The organism is Actinoplanes sp. NPDC051851, from assembly GCF_040681165.1.
Lineage (GTDB): Bacteria > Actinomycetota > Actinomycetes > Mycobacteriales > Micromonosporaceae > Actinoplanes.
The window spans coordinates 80,818-100,719 of the sequence record NZ_JBFAYF010000003.1 but is presented as its reverse complement, the minus strand read 5'-3'; the positions used below and the strand labels follow the sequence as shown (position 1 = coordinate 100,719).

Annotated in this window: 14 protein-coding genes; 7 read left to right on the top strand and 7 right to left on the bottom strand. The window is 73.0% G+C overall.

From position 1 onward, the window contains the following. The first annotated feature begins 49 nt into the window (after positions 1–49). The gene (locus tag AB0M08_RS04515) at positions 50–1,108 is read left to right on the top strand and encodes a putative PEP-binding protein (RefSeq protein ID WP_364488287.1); all 1,059 of its coding nucleotides are present in this window, start codon (positions 50–52) and stop codon (positions 1,106–1,108) included. A 342-nt stretch (positions 1,109–1,450) separates the two neighbouring features. Here the strand turns inward: AB0M08_RS04515 and AB0M08_RS04510 are convergent, their stop codons facing one another. Together AB0M08_RS04510 and AB0M08_RS04505 are read right to left on the bottom strand one after the other, a co-directional pair. Next, positions 1,451–2,917: a family 43 glycosylhydrolase gene (locus tag AB0M08_RS04510; protein ID WP_364488284.1), complete on the bottom strand. Its 1,467-nt coding sequence runs from the start codon at positions 2,915–2,917 to the stop codon at positions 1,451–1,453. A 235-nt stretch (positions 2,918–3,152) separates the two neighbouring features. Next, positions 3,153–3,539, bottom strand: a complete 387-nt coding sequence (locus AB0M08_RS04505) for a hypothetical protein (RefSeq protein ID WP_364488281.1) — start codon at positions 3,537–3,539, stop codon at positions 3,153–3,155. 110 nt (positions 3,540–3,649) lie between these two features. On the opposite strand from AB0M08_RS04505, the gene AB0M08_RS04500 reads away from it, so the two are divergent. Together AB0M08_RS04500 and AB0M08_RS04495 are read left to right on the top strand one after the other, a co-directional pair. After that, positions 3,650–4,300, top strand: coding sequence for a dienelactone hydrolase family protein (locus tag AB0M08_RS04500; RefSeq protein ID WP_364488279.1), 651 nt, complete (start codon positions 3,650–3,652; stop codon positions 4,298–4,300). After that, entirely contained in the window at positions 4,297–4,938 is a 642-nt protein-coding gene (locus AB0M08_RS04495) for a phosphoribosyltransferase family protein (RefSeq protein WP_364488276.1), read from the top strand. Before AB0M08_RS04500 ends, AB0M08_RS04495 begins: the two co-directional genes overlap by 4 nt. On the opposite strand, the gene AB0M08_RS04490 is transcribed toward AB0M08_RS04495, so the two are convergent. Both AB0M08_RS04490 and AB0M08_RS04485 read right to left on the bottom strand, forming a co-directional pair. Beyond that, on the bottom strand, positions 4,922–5,512 hold the full coding sequence (locus tag AB0M08_RS04490) for a TetR family transcriptional regulator (protein WP_364488942.1): 591 nt from the start codon (positions 5,510–5,512) through the stop codon (positions 4,922–4,924). The genes AB0M08_RS04495 and AB0M08_RS04490 overlap by 17 nt on opposite strands. Positions 5,513–5,536: 24 nt before the next feature. Then, entirely contained in the window at positions 5,537–6,691 is a 1,155-nt protein-coding gene (locus tag AB0M08_RS04485) for a methyl-accepting chemotaxis protein (RefSeq protein ID WP_364488273.1), read from the bottom strand. A gap of 85 nt (positions 6,692–6,776) precedes the next feature. Between AB0M08_RS04485 and AB0M08_RS04480 the strand changes: the two genes are divergently transcribed. Then, positions 6,777–6,950 carry a hypothetical protein gene (locus AB0M08_RS04480; protein WP_364488270.1) on the top strand — a complete coding sequence of 58 codons (174 nt, stop codon included), beginning with the start codon at positions 6,777–6,779 and terminating at the stop codon, positions 6,948–6,950. On the opposite strand, the gene AB0M08_RS04475 is transcribed toward AB0M08_RS04480, so the two are convergent. Together AB0M08_RS04475 and AB0M08_RS04470 are read right to left on the bottom strand one after the other, a co-directional pair. Continuing rightward, positions 6,944–7,621, bottom strand: coding sequence for an NAD(P)-binding domain-containing protein (locus AB0M08_RS04475; protein ID WP_364488267.1), 678 nt, complete (start codon positions 7,619–7,621; stop codon positions 6,944–6,946). The genes AB0M08_RS04480 and AB0M08_RS04475 overlap by 7 nt on opposite strands. 4 nt (positions 7,622–7,625) lie before the next feature. Next, positions 7,626–8,255: a TetR/AcrR family transcriptional regulator gene (locus AB0M08_RS04470; RefSeq protein ID WP_364488264.1), complete on the bottom strand. Its 630-nt coding sequence runs from the start codon at positions 8,253–8,255 to the stop codon at positions 7,626–7,628. A 77-nt stretch (positions 8,256–8,332) separates the two neighbouring features. Between AB0M08_RS04470 and AB0M08_RS04465 the strand changes: the two genes are divergently transcribed. The 3 genes from AB0M08_RS04465 to AB0M08_RS04455 all read left to right on the top strand — a co-directional run bounded on the left by AB0M08_RS04465 (position 8,333) and on the right by AB0M08_RS04455 (position 17,675). Next, positions 8,333–9,334 (top strand): NADP-dependent oxidoreductase, encoded by a 1,002-nt coding sequence (locus AB0M08_RS04465; RefSeq protein WP_364488261.1) that lies wholly within the window; start codon positions 8,333–8,335, stop codon positions 9,332–9,334. A 156-nt stretch (positions 9,335–9,490) separates the two neighbouring features. Beyond that, entirely contained in the window at positions 9,491–11,044 is a 1,554-nt protein-coding gene (locus tag AB0M08_RS04460) for a hypothetical protein (RefSeq protein ID WP_364488258.1), read from the top strand. Positions 11,045–11,234: 190 nt separating this feature from the next. After that, entirely contained in the window at positions 11,235–17,675 is a 6,441-nt protein-coding gene (locus AB0M08_RS04455; RefSeq protein WP_364488255.1) for a DUF4011 domain-containing protein, read from the top strand. Between the two features lie 429 nt (positions 17,676–18,104). On the opposite strand, the gene AB0M08_RS04450 is transcribed toward AB0M08_RS04455, so the two are convergent. Continuing rightward, entirely contained in the window at positions 18,105–19,889 is a 1,785-nt protein-coding gene (locus AB0M08_RS04450; protein ID WP_364488252.1) for a Xaa-Pro dipeptidyl-peptidase, read from the bottom strand. Positions 19,890–19,902: the final 13 nt, after the last annotated feature.

Genomic DNA, 19,902 nt, shown 5'->3' with positions numbered 1-19,902 from the left:
TACTGTCCACCCTTACACCGTCGGGGACGTGTCTAGGTGGCGACTGATCATGGGTGAACGTGCAGCGGGGATCGCGTACGGGTTCGGCCGGCACCGGGGTCTCCTGGTCGACCGGACCGGCATCGACGACATCGTCTACGGGCGGGCGATCGTCTATCTGGAGAAACCGGACGTCGACCTGATCCGCACCCTCGCGCCACGTCTCTCCGGCGCGGTCGTGGAGGAGCCGGTCACGCCGTATGCGCCGGAGGCCCGGGCACTGTGGGCACTGCCCGTACCGGTCCTCACCGGCATCGCGGTCGACGACAGCTGGCTCGGCCAGGACATCGTCGTCGACTTCGACTCCGCGACCACCGCGCCCCCGGCCGCGCACAACGGCGACCTCCGCGTCTTCGCCGAGGTCACCGACCTGGCGGAGGCCCGCGACTACGGCGGCCTCGCCGACGGCTGGTCCCCGCTGCGCGCCGAGGACCTGCGCGCCATGTCGCCCGACGACCGCGCCGACCTCTGGGAGCTGCTCGCCCTCTCCGGCCGCCGCCTCCCCGCGATCCGCTACTTCGACCAGCCCGGCGCCGCCGCCCCGGCCGCCGCCTTCGGCCGCCGCGGCGTCCGCGACCTGCGCCCCGAGACCGTTCGCTCCTTCCGTACGCTGGTCGCCGAGGCACCCACCGACGATCCGGTGGTGATCCTGCCGATGGTCTCGCTGCCCTCCGAGGTCGACGCCTTCCGGATGGCCGCCGCGTCCCACTGGCGCCTCGGCCTGGACGTCGCCACTCCGGCTGCCGCCCTCGGCATCGCCGACCTCCTCGACGACTGCCACCTCCTGCACGTCAGCACCGGCGACCTGGCCCAGCACACCCTGGTCTGGGACCGTACGGTCCGCAACGACGCCCTGCTCCCGCCCGACCGCCTCCCCCGGGTGGTCGCCCAGCTCACCGAGTGGTCGGTCTCGATGGCGGTCGCCCGCTCGATCCCGTACCGGGTCTCCCTCGACCTGCGCCCGACACCGACCCTGCACGAGCAGCTGACGGCCCTGGGCATCCGCGAGCTCTCCTGCCCCGCCCCCCTCCTCCCGCACTGGCACCGCCTCCTCGACACCCTCCGCTGACCCCGCCGCCCACCGCCCACCGCCCACCGCCCACCGCCCGCCGCCCACCGCCCGCCGCCCGCCGCGCGAGCCCGCTGCCCGCTGCCCGGCGCGCGAGCCCGCCGCCACCGCCGGCCGTAGCGCGGCTTCCGGTTTTGGCTGGTCGTCAGGGGTGTGTCGGGTCGGCCGACACACCCCTGAGCACCAGCCGAGAGGTGGGGGCGCGCTATGGCCGGGAGTGACGCCGGAGGTGGCGTTGCCGTGAGGGGGTCGCCTTTTGCGCGCGGCGGGGGAGGCGACGGCGTACCGGAGAAAGGGTGAAGGCGCCGACGTGAGCCGGCGCCTTCTCGCGGAGCGGGGGGATCAGGGGGTGATGGACCACTGCTGGCAGGAGTTGCCGAGGGCGGTCCACTGGCGGACCAGGACGTTGTTGGCGGTGCCGCAGTCGGTGACGTCGAGGACCAGGCCGTTGTAGCGGTTGGCGATCAGGTAGTAGCCGCCGATCGGGGTGACGGACCACTCCTGGCAGACGTTGGAGAGGTCGGCCCAGAGGTCGATCGACGTGCCGTTCGTGGTGCCGCAGTTGACCGAGTCGAGCTTCGTGCCGCTGTTCACGTTGGTGATGCGGTAGTAGCCGCTGGTGGACTTGGTGAAGGTCCACTTCTGGCAGTTGTTGCTCAGGTCGGAGTACTGCTGGATCGTGGTGCCGTTGGCGGTGCCGCAGTTGACGGCGTCGAGGAGCTTGCCGCTGTTCTGGTTGATGATGCGGTACGCCGTGCCGGTGACCGGGAACGATACGCTGCCGCCGGGGTCGCCGGACGGTGCCGTGATGCTGGTGGAGAGCGCGTCGGGGGTGCCCAGGTTGGGGCTGCCGTCCGAGTTCCAGCCGACCTTCTTGATCCGGGTGGTCCGGGTCGCGCCGCAGCCCTGCGAGGTGGTCTCGTTGGCGTGGTAGACCAGCCACGTCTCGGTGCCGTCGGGGGAGTTGAAGAAGCCCTGGCCGCCGACGCCGTAGACGCCGTTCGCGTCGCTGCGGGAGAAGATCGCGGTGCTCTTCTTGGTCCAGCTGGACGCGGAGAGCGGGCTGCTGCCGGTCAGGGTCAGCATGCCGATCTTGTAGTCCGGGGTGTTGCAGGAGCTGGCCGAGTACGTCAGGTACGTGACGCCGTTGTGCTGGACGACGTACGGCGCCTCCTCGGTGTTCCCGCCGACCATCTCCCAGTCGTACGTCGGGTAGGAGATCCGGGTGCCGTACGCGCTCACCGTCCACGGGTTGGTCATCGGCGCGATGAAGAGGCTCTGCAGGGTGCCGACCCAGGACGAGTAGAAGAAGTAGTTGCTGCCGTTGATCGTCGCCACGCTGCCGTCGATCGCCCAGCCGTTGCTCGCCTGGACGGCGAGCTGGCCCTTGTACGTGTACGGCCCCATCGGGTCGGTGCCCGAGCTCTCCAGCACGTACGAGTGCTGGTTGTCGCAGCACGCCGCGGTGCCGGCCGTGTAGTACAGGTACCAGCGGGTCCCGTTCGGGCCGGTGAGCTGGTGCAGCGACGGTGCCCACATGTTGCAGCAGTTGGCGGTCTCGGTTCCGGTGTAGACGACCGACTCGGCCGCGCCGGGGAGCGCGGCCACCGAGGTCGCCTTCTTGATCACGATCTGCGAGTTCCAGGTCGTGGTGGCCACGTAGTAGTAGCCGTTGTAGTAGCCCATCCACGGGTCGGCGCCGTAGGGGGCGGCGGCGACCGGATTCGTGAACGTCGTTGCGGCCTGACCGGGGGACGGGTGGAGCAGCACGGTGGCCAGCAGCATCAGTACGGCTGCGAGTCGTGCCATCGGGGACATGACAAAGGCTCCCTTCAGGGGGGATGTGGAGCCGGATCGTGTTGCGTTGATGTTAACGATCACACACGTCTGGTCAAGGCCTGTTACATCGGACGCTGTGCACGTTCTACCAAATCGGACGCCACGCCGCTGAGCGTGCGGCCGGTCTCCCAGGAGACCAACCGCACGCTCCGCGAGGTGGCGTAGGCCCTGGTCGAACGGACCCGGCCCCGGCTGACGGGCCGGGTCAGGCGCTGACGTCCAGCCGCCCGCCGCCGCGCTGGGCGAGGTAGCGCAGGGCCGGTTCCAGGTATCCGGCGACCGGGTTCCGGCCGGGGCTGGACTGGTCGTACCGGCGGGAGAGGTCGTGCAGGTAGGTCGCGGTGATCTCCTGGCCGGGCGCCAGGCGGCCCATCGCCCGGTCCGCGGCGATCGCGGCGGCGAGCGAGTTGATCCAGCCCGCGTTCGGCTGCCCCTCGCCGATCCGCTGGCCGGTGGCCTGGTAGATCAGCTCCCGGTCCCGGTCGGTGAGGTAACCGGCGTCGTCACGGGTGTTCCGGGCTCGGTCCCGCACGCTCGGGCGGGCCACCACGGCGTAGGCCTGCTGGGCGCGGCTCAACCGGGAAACGGACATCGGGCGCAACCTCCTGGCGATCGTCCTACTCCCGATCGGCTACCGGGCCCTGCTCCTTAGGCGGCGTACCGTGAGGTCGTCCCCCCGAGAGGACGGGAAAGGACAGGGACATGACCACCTGGACGACCGAGGAGCGGATCGAGCTCGCCAGTGCCAGCCTCGACGGTGATCTGACCCTCGCCGAGCACGCGACCGGCCTGGTCCTCTTCGCGCACGGCAGCGGCAGCTCGCGGCAGAGTCCGCGCAACCGGGCGGTGGCCCGGGACCTCAACCGGCGTGGCCTCGCCACCCTCCTGATCGACCTGCTCACCCCGCACGAGGAGGCCACCCGGGACCTGCGATTCGACGTCGGGCTGCTCGCCGACCGGCTGGTCGGGGTGATCGACTGGCTGCGGGTCCAGCCGGCCACCGCGACGTTGCCGGTCGGGCTCTTCGGTGCCAGCACCGGTGCGGCGGCGGCCCTGGTCGCGGCGGCGGCGCGGCCGGAGAGCGTACGCACGGTGGTCTCCCGCGGCGGGCGCCCCGATCTGGCCGGCCCGGCGCTGATCGAGGTGCGGGCGCCGACCCTGCTGCTGGTCGGCGGGGACGACCAGCCGGTGATCGAGCTGAACGAGCAGGCCCGGAACACCATGCGGACCCGGGCCGAGCTGCGGATCATCCCGGGCGCGACGCACCTGTTCGAGGAGCCGGGCGCGTTGGAGCAGGTCGCCGCCGAGGCGGGGGAGTGGCTGACCGCGCACCTGACGCCGGCTCTGCGATGATCTTCCGAAACCGGACCAGCGCCGGCGAGCTGCTGGCCGAGAAACTGGCAGACGTCCTCACGAGCCGGGAAGAGAAGATCGTCCTCGCTCTGCCGCGCGGTGGGCTCCCCGTCGCGGCGCCGGTGGCGGAGCGGCTCGGCGCGGAGCTCGACATCGTGGTGGCCCGCAAGATCGGTGCGCCCGGCCGGGAGGAGTTCGGCGTCGGGGCGATCGCCGAGGACGGCCCGCCGGTCTTCGACGAGGCCAACCTGCGCTGGGCCGGGGTCACCGCCGAGGACATGGCGGCCACCGTCACGGCGGAGCGGGCCGAACTCGCCCGCCGGGTGCGCCGCTACCGGGGCGACCGCCCCACCCCACCGGTGACCGGCCGGGCCGTGGTCCTGATCGACGACGGCCTGGCCACGGGGGTGACCGCGCACGCCGCGCTGCGCTGGCTGCGCCTCCAGCAACCGGCGCTGCTGGTGCTGGCGGTGCCGGTCTGCGCACCGCAGGCACGGGACCTGCTCGTCCCGGACGCTGACACGGTGGTCTGCCTGTGCGCCCCGGACGACTTCATGGCGGTGGGCCGGTGGTACGAGGACTTCGGCCAGCTCGACGACGAGGACGTGGACGCGGTGCTGGCTACAGCGCGCCGGTGAGGTAGCGCTGCACGTTCGGGCCGACCGCGGCGACCAGCGTCTCGGCCGGCGCGGACGCCAACGGCTCCACCTTGATCACGTAGCGGGCCAGTGCCAGCCCGACCATCTGGCTCGCGGCGAGGGAGACCCGGAGCGGGCCCTCCGCCTCGTCGAGGCCCAGCCTCGGTACGGCCCGCCGCAGCACCTGGGTGAGGATGAACTCCCGGAACAGCCGGGTGGTCCACTCCGTGCCGACCACGGACCGGAGCAGGGCCACCCCGGCCGTCCCGCCGGGCCCGTCCCAGATCGACAGGAACACCCGGACGAACCGGATGCCGATCTCCGCCGGGTCGCCCTCGGCCGCCGCGTCGATCACGTCGACCGGGTCCATCGGGGACTCCATCGCGGCGAGGAAGAGCTTCTCCTTGGTGCCGAAGTAGTGGTGGATCAGCGCCGGGTCGACCCCGGCGGCGGTGGCGATCAGCCGGATCGAGGCGCCGTCGTAGCCCTTCTCGGCGAACGTCCGCCGGGCGGCGTCCAGGATCGATTCGCGGGTGTCCTGGTTGCCGGGGCGGCGCCCGGTGCGTCGTGCCATCGCCACGTCTCCACCGTACAAAAGTCACGAAGCGCCGATGGAACCGAGATGGGCCTCGATCTCCTCGCGGACCGGTTCCGGCAGGTCCTCGAACTGGCAGCCGACCTCGGCGCCGCCCTCCCGGGGCAGGTGGCGCATCACCCGGGCGCCGGCGGTCAGGGTCCTGCCGTCCAGGGTCAGCACCGCGTCCACCCGGTTGCCGGCCGCGATCCGGGCGCCGGCCGGTACCAGGCAGCCGAAGCCGTCCTGACTGAGATCGATCAGCTGGGCGGTGACCGGCTGCGGCGTGCCGGGAACCTGGAGCCGGGCGCTCCCCTCGACGGCGACCCGGTCGTGACGGCGGCGCTCGAGCCGTTCGGCGACGCTGCCGAGGTCGCCGATCTGCGCCATCGTGGCGTCCACGCTCCGGTGCAGCTCCAGCACGATGCCGTGCTGCCGGTCGGCGATCCCGCCCAGCTGCCGCATCGCCTCCTCGATGTCGCCGACGTCGTGGATGATCGCGCTGAGCGTCTCGCCCATCTGCGCCACGTCCGCCTCCAGTGCCGCGATGGTGCTGGTGATCTGTTCGGTCGAGTCGGCGGTGGTGTCCGCCAGCCCCTTCACCTCGTCGGCGACCACCGCGAAGCCGCTGCCCGCGGTGCCCGCGCGGACCGCCTCGATGGTCGCGTTCAGCGCCAGCAGCCGGGTCTGCGAGGCGATTCCGGAGATCACGCCGGCGATCCCGGCCACCTGCCGCAGGCTGGCGTTGAGCGCGGTGGCCGCCTCGTCGGCACTGCGGGCCCGCCGGACCAGGGCCTCGGCGGCCGCGCTGGTGCTGCCGACCCGCCGCTGGGTGTCGTCGGTGGCGGACCGGGCCGCGCCCACGTGCGTGACGACGACCTCCAGCTTGTCGCCGATCACCGCCGCGGTGTCGTCGATCGCCTCCTTGGCCCGCCGCCGCAGACGCTGGTTGAGCTGCCGTTCCTGCGCTCCAGCGGCCTCCGCACGCGCGGCGCGGTCGGCCCTGAGGTGATCCAGCTCCGCGTCCTTCTCCGCCAGCGCTCTGCGGAGTCCCTCAAGGTCAGATTCCGGTTCCTCCGGTACGGCCGGAGCAGAGCGTCGCCGGCGCACCCGTATCGACCGGACGCCGGCGCCGACGGCGATCGTGGCGAGGAACGCGACGAGAACGAGGAGCAGCACGCTATCGGTTTCCCTGTGTGATTTCCCTCAACCCGGCGGACGGCTGCCGATGGTCGGGTCTCCCAGCGATCTTGAGGAGCCCGAGATGACGATCAGCATCGGCACCGCGACACAGACGTCGGCGCGCGACACCCATACCGCCTGGCTGCGGATGCGCCTGCAGGAGCACTCCCGCCGGCAGGCCGCGGTCATCGCGGCCGGACAGCGCGACCGGGCGGACCGCCTCGCCGGCGGGGAGGAGAACCGGGACGCTCAGTGAACCGAGGCGAGCGCCTCGGCCAGCACGTCCTTGGCGTCCCGCACGTCGATCTCCCGGCGCTGCAGCGGGCCACCGGTCTCGGTGAGCCGCGCGGCCGACGGGCCACCGGCGAAGAACGGCGCGAAGCCCAGATCGCAGATGAGCCGGTTGGCCGCCTCCCGGGCGTCCCGCTGATCGGTGCAGATGAACTCGGCGAGCAGCGGGTCGTGCCCGCGCCGCCGGTCCAGCACGTCGGCCGGGATGGTGTTGAACGCCTTCACCCAGTGCGCCCCGGGCGCCCAGCCGATCAGTGTCTCGAAGCCGCTGCGGGACTTGAGGTACTGCGCCGCTATCTGCGGGGCGGCCAGACCGCCGGGACCGGGCGCGTCCGGCAGTGAGCCGTAGCCGAGGGACTGCCGGTCCGGGTTGGTCGCGTCGATGACCACCTTGCCGGCCAGCGCGTCGTGCGCCAGGTCCACGGCCTCCTTCGCGGAGTCCCAGTTCGGGGCGAAGATGATCACGTCACCGAAGTCGGCCGCATCCGGGATCGCCATCGCGTGGACGTGCTCGCCCTCGAGCGCCGCGAGGCGTTCCGGATGCCGCGAGGTGACCGCCACCTCGTGGCCGCTCTCGGCGCACCACGTCGCGAGAGTGCCGCCGAGCTGACCCGCACCAATCACACCGATACGCATGACCTCAGGGTGCGCCGACGGTGGCCTCCTCCGGGGGTAAATCGCCGTACATCATGCGCAGCTCGACCGTGACCAGGTCGTCGACCAGGCCCTCCGGATCGGTGGCCCCGGCGAACGCGGCCAGCTGCAGGTCGTCGGCGAGCTCGGCGAGCACCCGCGCGGACGGCCCGCCCGGCGCCAGGCCCGCGGCCCGGTCCCGCTCGATCCGGGCGGTGAGCCGCTCCACGTGCCCGCGGCGCAGCCCGGCCCGCCACTCGGCGATCGGCGGGCAGCCCGGCGCGGCGGCGAGCGCGCCGGTGAGCAGGCGGCCGTGGTCGCGCCAGAGCGCGGCGAGCGAGGCGATCGACTGCCGCAGCGCCGCCCGGTCCGGCCCGGTCCCGTCCAGCCAGGGTCCGGTGTCCCGGCTCACCTCGGCGGAGAGGCCGTGCAGGAGCGCCACCACGACGGCGGTCTTGGAGTCGAAGTAGAAGTAGAAGCTGGACCGGGAGATCTGCGCGCCACCCGCCAGCTCGTCGATGGTGATCTCCGCGAGCGGCTTGCGCCGCAGCAGCTCACGGGCGGTGTCGAGGATGGCCCGCTCGCGCAGGTCACCCTTGCTGGGACCGCGCCGGCGACCGGTGGTGGGGGAGCTCATGGCCTAACCGTAACGTGGTGTCGAGTTTTTCGACGTACTGTCGATTCCACACAACGATGAGTCTGAGGAGTGCACCCATGCAGGAGATCCGCCTCGCCAGCCGACCCAGCGGATGGCCGACCGCCGATAACTTCGCGCTGGTCGAGGTCGAGACGCCGGTGCCGGGGCCGGGTCAGGTGCTGGTCCGCAACCGGTTCATGTCGGTGGACCCGTACATGCGGGGGCGGATGAACGACGTGAAGTCCTACGTCCCGCCGTTCCAGCTGGGTGTGGCCCTCGACGGCGGCGCGGTCGGCGAGGTGATCGCCTCCAATGCCGAGACGGTGCCGGTCGGCGCGACGGTGCTGCACGGCCTGGGCTGGCGTGACCACGCGGTCCTGGACGGCTCGTCGGTCCGGGTGGTGGACCCGGCCGCGGCGCCGACGCTCTCCTCCTACCTGGGCATCCTCGGGATGACCGGGCTCACCGCGTACGTCGGGCTGCTGGACATCGCGCAGTTCAAGGAGGGCGACACGGTCTTCGTCTCCGGCGCCGCGGGTGCGGTGGGCGGCGTGGTCGGCCAGATCGCCCGGCTGCGCGGCGCCAAGCGGGTGATCGGCAGTGCCGGGTCGGCCGAGAAGGTCACGCACCTGGTCGAGGACCTGGGCTTCGACGCGGCGTTCAACTACCGGGACGCCCCGGTCCGCGAGCAGCTCCGCGCGGCCGCCCCGGACGGCGTCGACGTCTACTTCGACAACGTCGGCGGCGAGCACCTGGAGGCGGCGATCGCGTCGGCCAACAAGTACGCCCGGTTCGCCCTCTGCGGCGCGATCGCCCAGTACAACGACGTCGCGGCGCCGTCCGGCCCGCGTAACCTGGCCTCCGCCATCGGCAAGGAGATCAACCTGCGCGGCTTCATCGTCGGCAACCACTACGACCGGATGCCGGCGTTCCTCGGCGAGGTCGGCGGCTGGCTGCGCGAGGGCCGGATCGGCGCCCGGGAGACCGTGGTCGAGGGCCTGGCCAACGCCCCGGAGGCGTTCCTGGGGCTGCTGCGCGGCGAGAACACCGGCAAGATGGTCATCAAGATCACGGACTGATCGTTTCTTCGCTTTCGGGGCGAAGTGGGGCCAGTGCCGGCAACGTCGACACTGGCCCGTCGCTTCCTGTTGATCTTTTGGATACGGACCGTCCGGCTGAGTGCCGTCGACCGTACGGACGACGCACTGACGGAAAGCAGACACTAGCGTTCCCGTGTGGCAAATCGGTTCCAACTCTGGGGTCAAGCGGGATGGGCAAGCGCCGAGGTGGTCGGCGAGACGCACTACGCGAAGTCGATACGTGCCCTCTTCGGCGCTGACTTCAATCCGCAGGGAACCGACCTCACCCTCCCGGTCCAGCTCATCCCCGACCGTACGAACCGGCACGACCGCAACGCCGTCGGGGTCTGGGCCGACAGCCAGCTGCTCGGGCACCTGCCCCGCCCCGAGGCCGCCCGCTACTCCCCGGTGCTCACCGAGCTCACCAAGCGCAACCTGGTCCCCGAGGTCAACGCGCAGATCCACGGCCGCGAGTGGGACGGCAACCCGAACTCGTTCGACGCGAACATCCGCCTCGACCTGGCCGAGCCGCACATGCTGGTGCCGGCCAACCAGCCGCCCGTCCAGGAGCACCGGCTGCTCCCGACCGGCTCGGCGGTCCAGGTCAACGGCCAGGACCAGCACCTGGACGCGCTCGCCCCGCTGTACCGGACCGAGGGCGAGTGCTGGGTCTACGTGACCCTGCAGGAGATGGCGGACCACCTGGTCGAGGTCCGGCTCGGCGACAAGCGGGTCGGCGACCTGAGCCCGAAGATGAGCGGCGAGCTGCTCCCGGTGCTGCGCCACCAGTCGGAGCGCGGCCTGGTCACCGCGGCGCGGGCGATCGTCAAGAGCACCATGAGCGTCGAGATCCTGCTCTACATCGCCCGGGTCCAGGACCTCGGCGAGAGCTGGCTGGGCTCGTCCCGCTCGGTGGGCGCGGTCTCCGGCCGGCTCACCCCGGCGCCCGCGACCACCCCGGTTCCGCCCACCTCCGGTTCCGGCGCGATGCCCTCGTTCGCCGGGGCCGGGCCGATGCCGCCGCTCAACGGCGCGGGCCCGGTGCCGACCTGGATGACACCGCAGGACACCGTGCCGACCTGGGCCGTACCGCAGCCCGCCCCCGAGCCCACCTGGATGGACCGCAGCGAACTGGTGCCGACCTGGGTACAGCCGAGCACCCAGGTGCCGGGCTGGGCCTCCTCGGTCAGCGGTCCGGTGCCGACCATCGCCGGGCCGACCACCGCGCCGCCGGTGAGCGGCCCGCCGTTGCCGCCCGAGGCGATCGCGCCGACCAGCCCGGTCCCGATCAGCCCGGCGCCCCTCCCGGGCTCCCCGGTGAGCGGCCCCGGCACCCTCTTCGGCGGCCCGGTCGACGCGCCGGGCTCCGGCACCCTGTTCGGCGGGCCGGTCGACGCGCCGGGCCCCGGCACCCTCTTCGGCGGGCCGAACGCGGAGATCGCCGAGACCACCGTGATCCCGGCGCTCACCGCCGTGGTGATGAACCAGCACGCGGCCGTGGCCGCGGCGGCCGCCGCGCCGGTCTCCCCGGCCCCGGAGGAGAACCCGCACCCGGACATCCCGCCCGCACCCACCGGGGTGAAGTTCGTGGTCCCGCCGGGCTGGCCGACCCCGCCGGACGGCTGGTACCCGCCGGAGAGCTGGCGCCCGGACCCGGGCTGGCCGCTGGCCCCGGCGGGCTGGCAGTGGTGGGTCCCGACCTGGGACTGACCACCCCACTAGCCCGCGCCCGGGCCCGGTGACGCCGCGCCCGGCCCCGCTGACGCCCGCGCCCGGGCCGGTGATGCGCGCCCGCCTCGTGCCCGTCGCGCGGCCGCCGGAAATAAGGGATCTGTCCGGAACATAGGATCAACCCGAAAAAACGCCCACATTCGGCCCGTCGCCTTGCTGGAATGGGAAAATGCGGTGGGATCATGCGGACGGGTTGACCGGGCGGCCGGATACGCACGTGCGGGCGACGCTGGAATCATGGCGTGACGGCCTGCTCGACCTCACCGGCGCCAACCCGCTGATCGACGTCGGGCGGGGCCGGCCCGCTGTGGTGGAGATCGTCAGCCCGTCGCCGCGCAGCGTCATCGAGGCGCTGCAGCAGGGCCGTGAGTGCGGCTTCCTCGGCATCGAGGAACAGGCCGAGGGCCCGCGGCCGCGGATCACCAACGTCTTCCAGACCGCGCTCTCCGACGCCGAGATGGACGCCACGCTGCGCGCCCTGCTGCGTACCGCCCAGCGCGACCACCTGGAGCACGGCCTCTCCCCGCTGCACCTGTCGGTCGGCACGCTCTACTGGCGCCCGGGCCAGGACGCCGAACCCGAGTACGCCAGCCCGATCCTGCTGATCCCGGTCGAGCTGACCACCCCGGACCCGCACGACTACCCGCGGCTGCAGGTCCGCCCGGAGGACCCGATCGTCAACCCGGCGCTGGAGATCGTGCTCCGCCGCCAGGGCGTCGACCTGCCGATGGTGGACTCGCTCGTCGGCCTGGACGTGACGGTCTTCTGGGCCCGGCTGGACGCGGCGATCGGCGACCACCCGGCCTGGCACTCCGACGAGGCGGTCCGGCTCGCCCGGTTCCCGGTGCACCGCGAGATCATGTACACCGACCTGCGCGACAACGAGCGCCAGATCCTCGCCCATCCGGTGGTCCGCGCGCTGACCACGCCCGCGGACGAGCAGACCGACTCGTTCCGGTTCGAACCCGCCCCGCCCCGCCGGATCGACGAGCTCTCCGCGCCCGACGACGTGCCGCTGGTGCTCGACGCGGACGCCGGCCAGCGCTCCTGCGTCGCCGCCGCCCTGCACGGCCGTAGCTTCGTGATGCGCGGCGCGCCCGGCACCGGCAAGTCGCAGACCATCGCGAACACCATCGGCTGCCTGATCGCGGCCGGCCGGCGGGTGCTCTTCGTCAGCGAGAAGGCCGCCGCGCTGGACGTGGTCCGGGAACGGCTGCGCCCCTCCGGCCTGCACGACTACCTGCTCGAACTGCACAGCGACAACACCGGCCGGGACCAGGTGGCGTCCGCGCTGGCCCAGGCGCTGGACTTCATCCCGCTGCCGCCGCCCGGGCTCTCCACCGACGAGCGCGAGGAGCTGATCGAGTACCGGCGGCGGCTGAACGCGTACGCCGAGGCGATGAACGAGGTCCGTGAGCCGCTCGGCCACCGGCTGCACGACGTGCTCGGCATGTGCGCGCAGATGACCGACGTCCCCGAGGCGCCGGTACCGCCGGAGCTGCCGATCCCGCTCACCACCGCGTCGCTGCAGCAGGTCCGGGACGCCGCCGAGCGGCTCGGCCGGGCCTGGCGCCCGGCGGTCCAGGGCGACGGGTTCCTCTGGCGGGACGTGATCGACCGCAACCGCCTGGACGCCCGGCTGCACCAGGCACAGTCCGCGCTGGAGCACCTGCGGACGGCGTTCGGCCAGGACCCGCTCGCCGACGCGTTCGGCGCGCACGACATCGGCTCCGGGATCACCCTGACCACGCTGGTCGGGCACGCCTCCCGGCGGCCGCCCGCCGCCGCCGACGAGTGGCTCACGCTGGCCAGCCTGGAGCCGGTCGCCCGGGCCACCGAGAGCCTGGTCGGCCACCTCCGGACGCTGAACCAGGCCGAGGAGGCGGTCCGCGCCAAGGCCGGGGTGACCTGGAGCGCGCTGCCCAACCCGGCGAAGCTGCCGCTGATCCCGAGCCTGGCGCACCTGAGCCCGCCGGCGATCGAACTGCTCCCGCTGACCGCGACCCAGGCCAGCGGGCTGGCCCGCCGGTTCGCCGACGAGGCCGACCGGCTGGAGCAGCACCAGCACAGCCTGGACCGGGTCACCGCCCGGCTCGGCCTGCCCAACGTGGTGGCCTTCCCCGACCTGACCCGGCTCGCCGCCGTCGTCGACCTGCTCTCCCGCCCGGACAAGCCCGAGCCGGCCTGGTTCGACACGATGGGGACGACCCGGGCGCACACCGCGGTCCGGGTTCTCCGGCGGGCGGTCGACACGGCCACCGCCGCCGAGACCCGGGCCCGGCAGTATTTCAACGACGCCGCGCTGGCCGAGCCGGTGGACCAGCTCGCCGAGCGGTTCGACAGCGTGCACAAGGGCATCCGCAAGCTGCGGGCGCAGGCCCGGCGGGACAAGCGGGCGGCCGCCGACATCGCGCTGCCGGACGTGAGCCGCTCCGCCGCGGTGGCCAACCTGGACGCGGCCGCCGCCTGGAAGAAGGCCCTGGCCGAGCTGGACGCCGCCGAGCGCGAGTACGCCGGGATCCTCGGCCGGCACTGGCGCCGCCAGGAGACCGACTTCGACGCGATCCTGCACGCGCTGCGGACCGCCGAGGAGGCCACCCAGATCACCCCGCCGGAGGCGCTGCCCGCGGTGATCGAGCGGATCTGCGCACCCACCCCGAACAGCGCGATCATCCGGATCGTCGGCGAGGCCGGCAAGGAGTTCGACCGGTGGATCGCGGCGCTGCGCCCGGCGCCCGAACCGGCGCCCCGGCCGCAGCTGGCCGGCGGGCCGATCCACGACGCGGTGGTCTGGCTGCGGGCGCACGTCGAGCCGTTCACCGCGGTGGCCGAGCTGACCCAGGCGTACAGCACGGCGGCGGGACGGGACTTCACGCTCGCCGAGGCGGCCGCGATCGGGCTGCTGCGGGAGAGCGCGTCGGAGGCGTCCTCGGCGCTGACCGGGAACGCGACCGAGTACGCGAAGGTGCTCGGGGACGCGTACCGGGGCACCCAGACCGACATCGACGCGCTCGCCACCGCGATGGAGTGGACCTCGGAGGCCCGCCGGGTGCTGGGCGGCGCCGACACCGCGCTCACCGAGAGCCAGGCCGCCGCGCTGCGCAAGGCCCGCCCGACCGACGTCCTGCCGTCCCGGGTCGCCGAGTGGCAGGCCGCCCGGGACTGGATCCTGCGCGCCTTCGCCCCGCAGCGGCACCCGGCACTGACCGCCGCGCTGGACGACTTCGAGAAGGCCAGGGTGCTGATCCGGGACCTGCTCGAGGACAGCCGTGGCCAGCAGGAGTGGTTCGACCACCAGGGCGCCCGGCAGGTCCTCAGCGAGCACGGCCTGGACACGGTGGTGGACTTCTGCGTCCGCGGTGACCTGCCGGTCGAGCAGATCCTGCCGGTGCTGGGCCGGGCCCTCTTCCAGTCCTGGGCCGACACGCTGATCCGCCAGGACGACCGCCTCCCCCCGCTGGACGCCGCCGGACGGGACCAGCTGGTCGCGGCGTTCCGGCTGCTCGACGCCCGGTTGCAGCGCTCCGCGGCGGCCGACGTGATGAACGCCGTCGACGCTCTGCAGCCCTCCGAGGCGGCCGCCGCCGAGGCCGCGCTGCTCCGGGCCGCGGCCGCCGCGCAGGCCGCGGTCCAGGGCAAACGCCTTCCGGTACGCGAGCTGCTGCACCGTACGCGCAACGCCGCCCTCTCGGTGAAGCCGTGCCTGGTGATGTCCCCGGCCGACGTGAGCCGGCTGATCCCCTCGGACGTCAAGTTCGACACCGTGATCATCGACGAGGCGTCCCGGGTGCCGGTCGCCGATGCGATCACCTGCGCGTACCGGGGTACCGCACTGATCGTCTGCGGCGACGACCGTCAGCTCCCGGCCGCGCCGCTGCCCGGCGGCGAGGCCCGCTCGGTGCTGGAGCTCGCCCTGGCCTGCGGCGCGTTCCGCTCGCTCGACCTCGCTACGCACTACCGCAGCCGCGACGAGTCGCTGATCGCCTTCAGCAACCACACGTTCTACCAGGGCACGCTCAACACGTTCCCGGCCGCCGCCGCGCCCGGACCGGACGCCGGCGTCCAGCTCTACCCGGCCGACGGCGAGATGGCGATGCCCGAGCTGGTCGCCGCCCGGGTGGCGCACCACTTCGTCACCCGCCCCGACCTGACCCTCGGCGTGGTCGCCTGCACCGAGCGGGACGTGCTGGAGATCGAGGCCGCGGTCGCCGACATGGTCGCCCCGCCGATGGACGACCGGCTGCGCGGCTTCTTCGTCAAGGACCTCGACCTGATCCAGGGCGACGAGCGGGACGTGGTGATCTTCGCGATCGGCGGCGAACTGGGCGGCCTGGCCGGTCCGGAGGGCTGGCGCCGGCTCAACGTGGCCACCACCCGGGCCAAGCGCCGGGTCGAGGTGGTCTCCGCGCTGCGCGCCCGGGACCTGCCCGAGGACGACGAGGGCCTGCGCCCGCTCGCCGCGTATCTGGAGTACGCCGCCCGGGGCATCCCGGCGCTGGGCCTGGAGGAGCCGGCGCTCACCGCCGAGTCGCAGAACCCGTTCGAGGACTCGGTCCGGGAGACCATCCAGGGCTGGGGCTACCGGGTGCGTACCCACGTCGGCACCGGCGGGTTCCGGATCGACCTGGCCGTGCGGCGCGGCTCCCGGCGGAACGCGCCCTACGCGCTCGGCATCGAGTGCGACGGGACCAGCTACGACGCCGCGCCGAGTGCCCGGGACCGGGACCGGCTGCGCGAGCAGGTGCTCGACGGGCTCGGCTGGAAGCTGCACCGGATCTGGGGCACCGCGTGGTACCTGGACCGTCCGGGGGAGGAGGCCCGGCTGCGGCACGCGATCGAGGACGCCTTCGCCGCGCTGCCCGACGAGGAGCCGGCCGAGCTCACGGTCGCCTCGACGGCCCCGGTCTCACCCGCGCCCGCCGGCGCGTTCGAGGCCACCGCCGAGGAGATCCACGCCGAGGATATCCACGCGGCCGACGAGATCCACGTGGCCGAGGAGATCCGCGTGGCCGACGAGATCCGCGTGGCCGAGGAGTACACCGCCCAGCACGCCTGGTCCGACCTGGACGACATCGGCCTGGCCGACGTGGAGGCGGCCGCCGAGGCCGAGCTGGAGGAGGCGCACGAACTGGACGGCCTGCACGCCGCCTACGCGGCCGGCGCCGAGACCACCCACCACGAACTCGCCGACGAGGAGATCGCCGCGCCCGCCGAGCAGGCCTACGCACCCGAGCAGATGCACGCACCCGAGCAGGTCTACGCACCCGAGCAGGTCTACGCACCCGAGCACGCGGTGTCCGAGCACCTGTCGTCGGAGCATCTGCACGCGGCCGGGACGGTCACCGATCCGGTCGACTGGCCGGTGGTCGGGCCCGAGGAACTGGCCGCCGCGGCCGCCCGCTTCGACCTGAGCCGGGAGCAGCTCGCCGAGTCCGCCCGGCACACCAACGCCAGCCGCGAGGACCTGAGCGAGGTCGCCGAACGCTTCGGCGTCGACGCGGACGAGCTGGTCGAGGCGGCGTCGCAGTTCCTGGCCGGGCTGGTCGAGCCCGCGGCGGCGGAGACCGCGGCCCGCTTCCACGCCGAGCTCTGGGACCGTCAGGAGGCCCGCCTCGCCCCGTGGGAGACCGACCCGGAGGCGCTCGCCGCGTTCCAGGCGGTCGCCTCGGCCCCGCTGTCGGAGCTCGAGCGCGAGCAGAGCGAGCCGGATCTGGAGTACGGCGAGCCGGATCTGGAGTACGGCGAACCGGATCTCGAGTACGGCGAGCCGGAGCACGGTGAGGAGTACGAGCGCGTCCAGGTGTGGAGCGCCGACAACCCGTTCGAGGGGCAGCCGGAGATCGCCGCCGCGGTCGCCGAGTTCGAGGAGACGATGGGCGCCCCGCCCGGATACCTGCACCCGATCACCGCCGCCGCGACCCCGGAGCCGGCCGAACCCGCGCTCTGGGCGGCGCAGAACGCGGGCGGGCACACCGACGAGTGGGCACAGCCGTACCGTAAAGCGGAACTCGACCCGCTCCCGGCCGGCGCCGCCCTGACCGACCCGGACCTGCACGAGGAGATCGCCGCGGCCCTGCGGCGGCTGGCCATCGTGGAGGGCCCGGTGCACATCACGGTGGTGCTGCAGCGGATGCGCGAGGAGTGGGAGCTGGCCCGGATCACCCGGCCGGCCCGCACCGCCATCGAGGACGTCCTCGCCCGGATCGCCGCCGGTGGCGAGGTGACCTGGGACGGTACCTTCCTCGGTGATCCGTTCCAGGCCCACCCGGTGGTCCGGCAGCGCGCCGACGGCGTGGCCCGCAAGGCCGACCAGATCGCCGACAGCGAGCTTCGGATCGCCCTGGAGAACCTGATCGTCGACGGCGGCCACCTCACCGTCGACGAGACGCTGACCGCCGCGATCCGGCTCTACGGCTGGTCCACCCGCCGCTCCACGGAGACCGACGCCCGCCTGACCGGCCTCCTCGCCGACCTGGTCGCCGAGGGGCACCTGCGGCAGGACGGCGACGGCCTCTCCGCGGCGCACGGTCTACCGGACCCGGCCACGCTGGCCCACCACGACGCGGCCCCGGCGACGAGCCGCCGCCGTCGCTCCGCCCACTCCTCCTGACCGGCCGCTCCGGGTCTTGGCCGGCCCCCAGGGGTGCCTCGCTCCACACGAGGCACCCCCTGACCCCGCTGGTCGATGCCGGCGGGATCGTCGCCGACGGGGTCGCGGGGTGGGCGTTCTCGGTCATGGTCCGGGGTGGGCCCTGGCTGGCCGGGTTTGATCGACTTTTCATGATCAACCGCGATGGATGATCTTCGCGGCTGGTGGTCAGGGGTGTCTCGGCGGGCTTGAGGGACCTCTGGGCGCCAGCTTTCCCGGCGTGGCTGGCGTTCACGGGTCTCTCGGAGCGCCTGAGACACCCCGGATCGCCAGCCTGCCGGCCGAGGCACCCGGATCGTCGGCTCACCGTCCGCGGGATTCCGGCCCGCCCGGGTGGGCCGGAGTCGACCAGCAGGGTCACCCCTGGACGCCGGCCAGAACCGGGAGCGGTCAGGAGAGGTGCAGGTCGATGTGGGAGACGCCCGGCTGGACGCCGATCACGGTGCCGGCCGGGTAGCGCAGCGTGTGGTCGCGTTCGGTGGAGATCAGTACCACGCCGATCCGGTGTCCGGCCGCGAAGACGTGGTCGGTGCTCTGCAGGTCCCAGTGGAACGTGTACGGGCGACCGCTCTCGATCGGGACGGTCCGGGACGGTGAGAGCCGGTTGCGGACGTCCAGCCAGCCGCGGGTGACGATCTCGTACGGTGTGGTGGCGGTGACGTACTCGCGGCGGTTGAAGCAGCCCGGGTCGCCGTCGATGCCGGGGCCGACGCAGTCCTGCACGGTGAGCGTACGGGTCCCCGCATACCGCTCCGCCTCGCCGTAGTCGACCAGCAGCGCGGTCAGGTACGGCGAGTCCCCGGCCAGGTCCGCCGTCACGGTGATCCGCGGTGTGCCGGAGAGCCGGGTCTCCCCGGTCAGCGGGGCGCCCAGCGAGAGGAAGCGGTTCGGGTCGGCCGAGGTCTCGTCGGCCACGAGCGAGTCGGCGGTCCGCGACGGGTCGTCCACGAAGGTCACCCGGGATCCGGAGCCGAGCGGCACCCGCACGTCCCGGCCGTCGGGGAGCGGCCAGGTCGAGGCGGTCGTCCACTGGTTCGGCGCGACCTCCACGTCGGCCATCGGCTCCCGCATGATCCCGGTGTCGATCCCGTACAGCCAGAAATCGAACCACCTGTTGAGTGTGGTGAGCCAGGCGTCACGGCGTACGTTGAAAGGATCCGCATGCCCGGCCTGATGCAACCAGATCTTGCGCGGGATGTGGCGCGCGGCAAGCGCGTCCCACCACTGACCGGCCTGGCCGGTGCGGACGTTGTCGTCGTGCAGACCGTGCACCAGCAGCACGCTCGCCCGCACCCGGTCCACGTCGCGCAGGTAGTCCCGCTCGGCCCAGTAGGCGCTGTAGTCGCCGGTCTCCCGGTCCTGGAGCCGCTCCAGCTCGTCCATCACCGGCGCGCAGACCTCCGGATCGGCCCGGGTCAGGACGGCCTTGGCCAGCACGTCGGTGTCCTCGCCCTGATATCCGCCGGGCGCGACCACGCCGCCGTTCGCGCGGTAGTAGCCATACCAGCTGCTGATCGCCGCGATCGGCACGATCGTCTTGAGACCCTCGACGCCGGTGGTGGCGACCGCGTTCGGCAGCGTCCCGTTGTACGACGCCCCGATCATCCCGGTGTTCCCGGTCGACCAGGTCGCGGTGACCGTCGCGCCGGAGGCGTCGAACGCCCTGGCGCGCCCGTTCAGCCAGTCGACCACGGCCTTCATGCCCAGCGTCTCGTTGCGCCCGCCCGAGGTGGGGCAGCCGGTCGAGCCGCCGGTGCCGAGGCTGTCGGCGAAGACCACCGCGTACCCGCGCGGCACGAAGTAGTTGTCCAGGTAGCCTGCGAAGAAGATGTCGTCGGCCCGGTTCACCCCGGCCGCGGCGCCGGCGCTGACCGAGCCGTCCCGGTCGATGTCGTCGTGATTCGGGACGTCGTTGAGCCCGGCGTAGTACGGGCTGGGCTGGAAGATGATCGGCACCCGCAGCCCGCCGGCGGTCTCCGCGGGCCGGATGACGCGAACCGCCACCCGGTCCTTCGCGCCGTCGCCGTCGCTGTCGACCGGTGCCTCCACCCACACCTGTTCGCGGATGGCCGCGGCATAGTCGTACACCGGCTCGGTACCGTGTCTCCCGGTGGCGTGCGCCGGGGCGGGTAGGGCGATGAGGGTGACAGCGAGTAGGGCAGCCAGTCGTCTCACCACCGCATGCTAT

Coding starts and splice junctions, on each gene's coding strand:
- AB0M08_RS04515 (WP_364488287.1), top strand. CDS start 50: ATGGGTGAACGTGCAGCGGGGATCGCGTACGGGTTCGGCCGGCACCGG.
- AB0M08_RS04510 (WP_364488284.1), bottom strand. CDS start 2,917: ATGGCACGACTCGCAGCCGTACTGATGCTGCTGGCCACCGTGCTGCTC.
- AB0M08_RS04505 (WP_364488281.1), bottom strand. CDS start 3,539: ATGTCCGTTTCCCGGTTGAGCCGCGCCCAGCAGGCCTACGCCGTGGTG.
- AB0M08_RS04500 (WP_364488279.1), top strand. CDS start 3,650: ATGACCACCTGGACGACCGAGGAGCGGATCGAGCTCGCCAGTGCCAGC.
- AB0M08_RS04495 (WP_364488276.1), top strand. CDS start 4,297: ATGATCTTCCGAAACCGGACCAGCGCCGGCGAGCTGCTGGCCGAGAAA.
- AB0M08_RS04490 (WP_364488942.1), bottom strand. CDS start 5,512: ATGGCACGACGCACCGGGCGCCGCCCCGGCAACCAGGACACCCGCGAA.
- AB0M08_RS04480 (WP_364488270.1), top strand. CDS start 6,777: ATGACGATCAGCATCGGCACCGCGACACAGACGTCGGCGCGCGACACC.
- AB0M08_RS04475 (WP_364488267.1), bottom strand. CDS start 7,621: ATGCGTATCGGTGTGATTGGTGCGGGTCAGCTCGGCGGCACTCTCGCG.
- AB0M08_RS04470 (WP_364488264.1), bottom strand. CDS start 8,255: ATGAGCTCCCCCACCACCGGTCGCCGGCGCGGTCCCAGCAAGGGTGAC.
- AB0M08_RS04465 (WP_364488261.1), top strand. CDS start 8,333: ATGCAGGAGATCCGCCTCGCCAGCCGACCCAGCGGATGGCCGACCGCC.
- AB0M08_RS04455 (WP_364488255.1), top strand. CDS start 11,235: ATGCGGTGGGATCATGCGGACGGGTTGACCGGGCGGCCGGATACGCAC.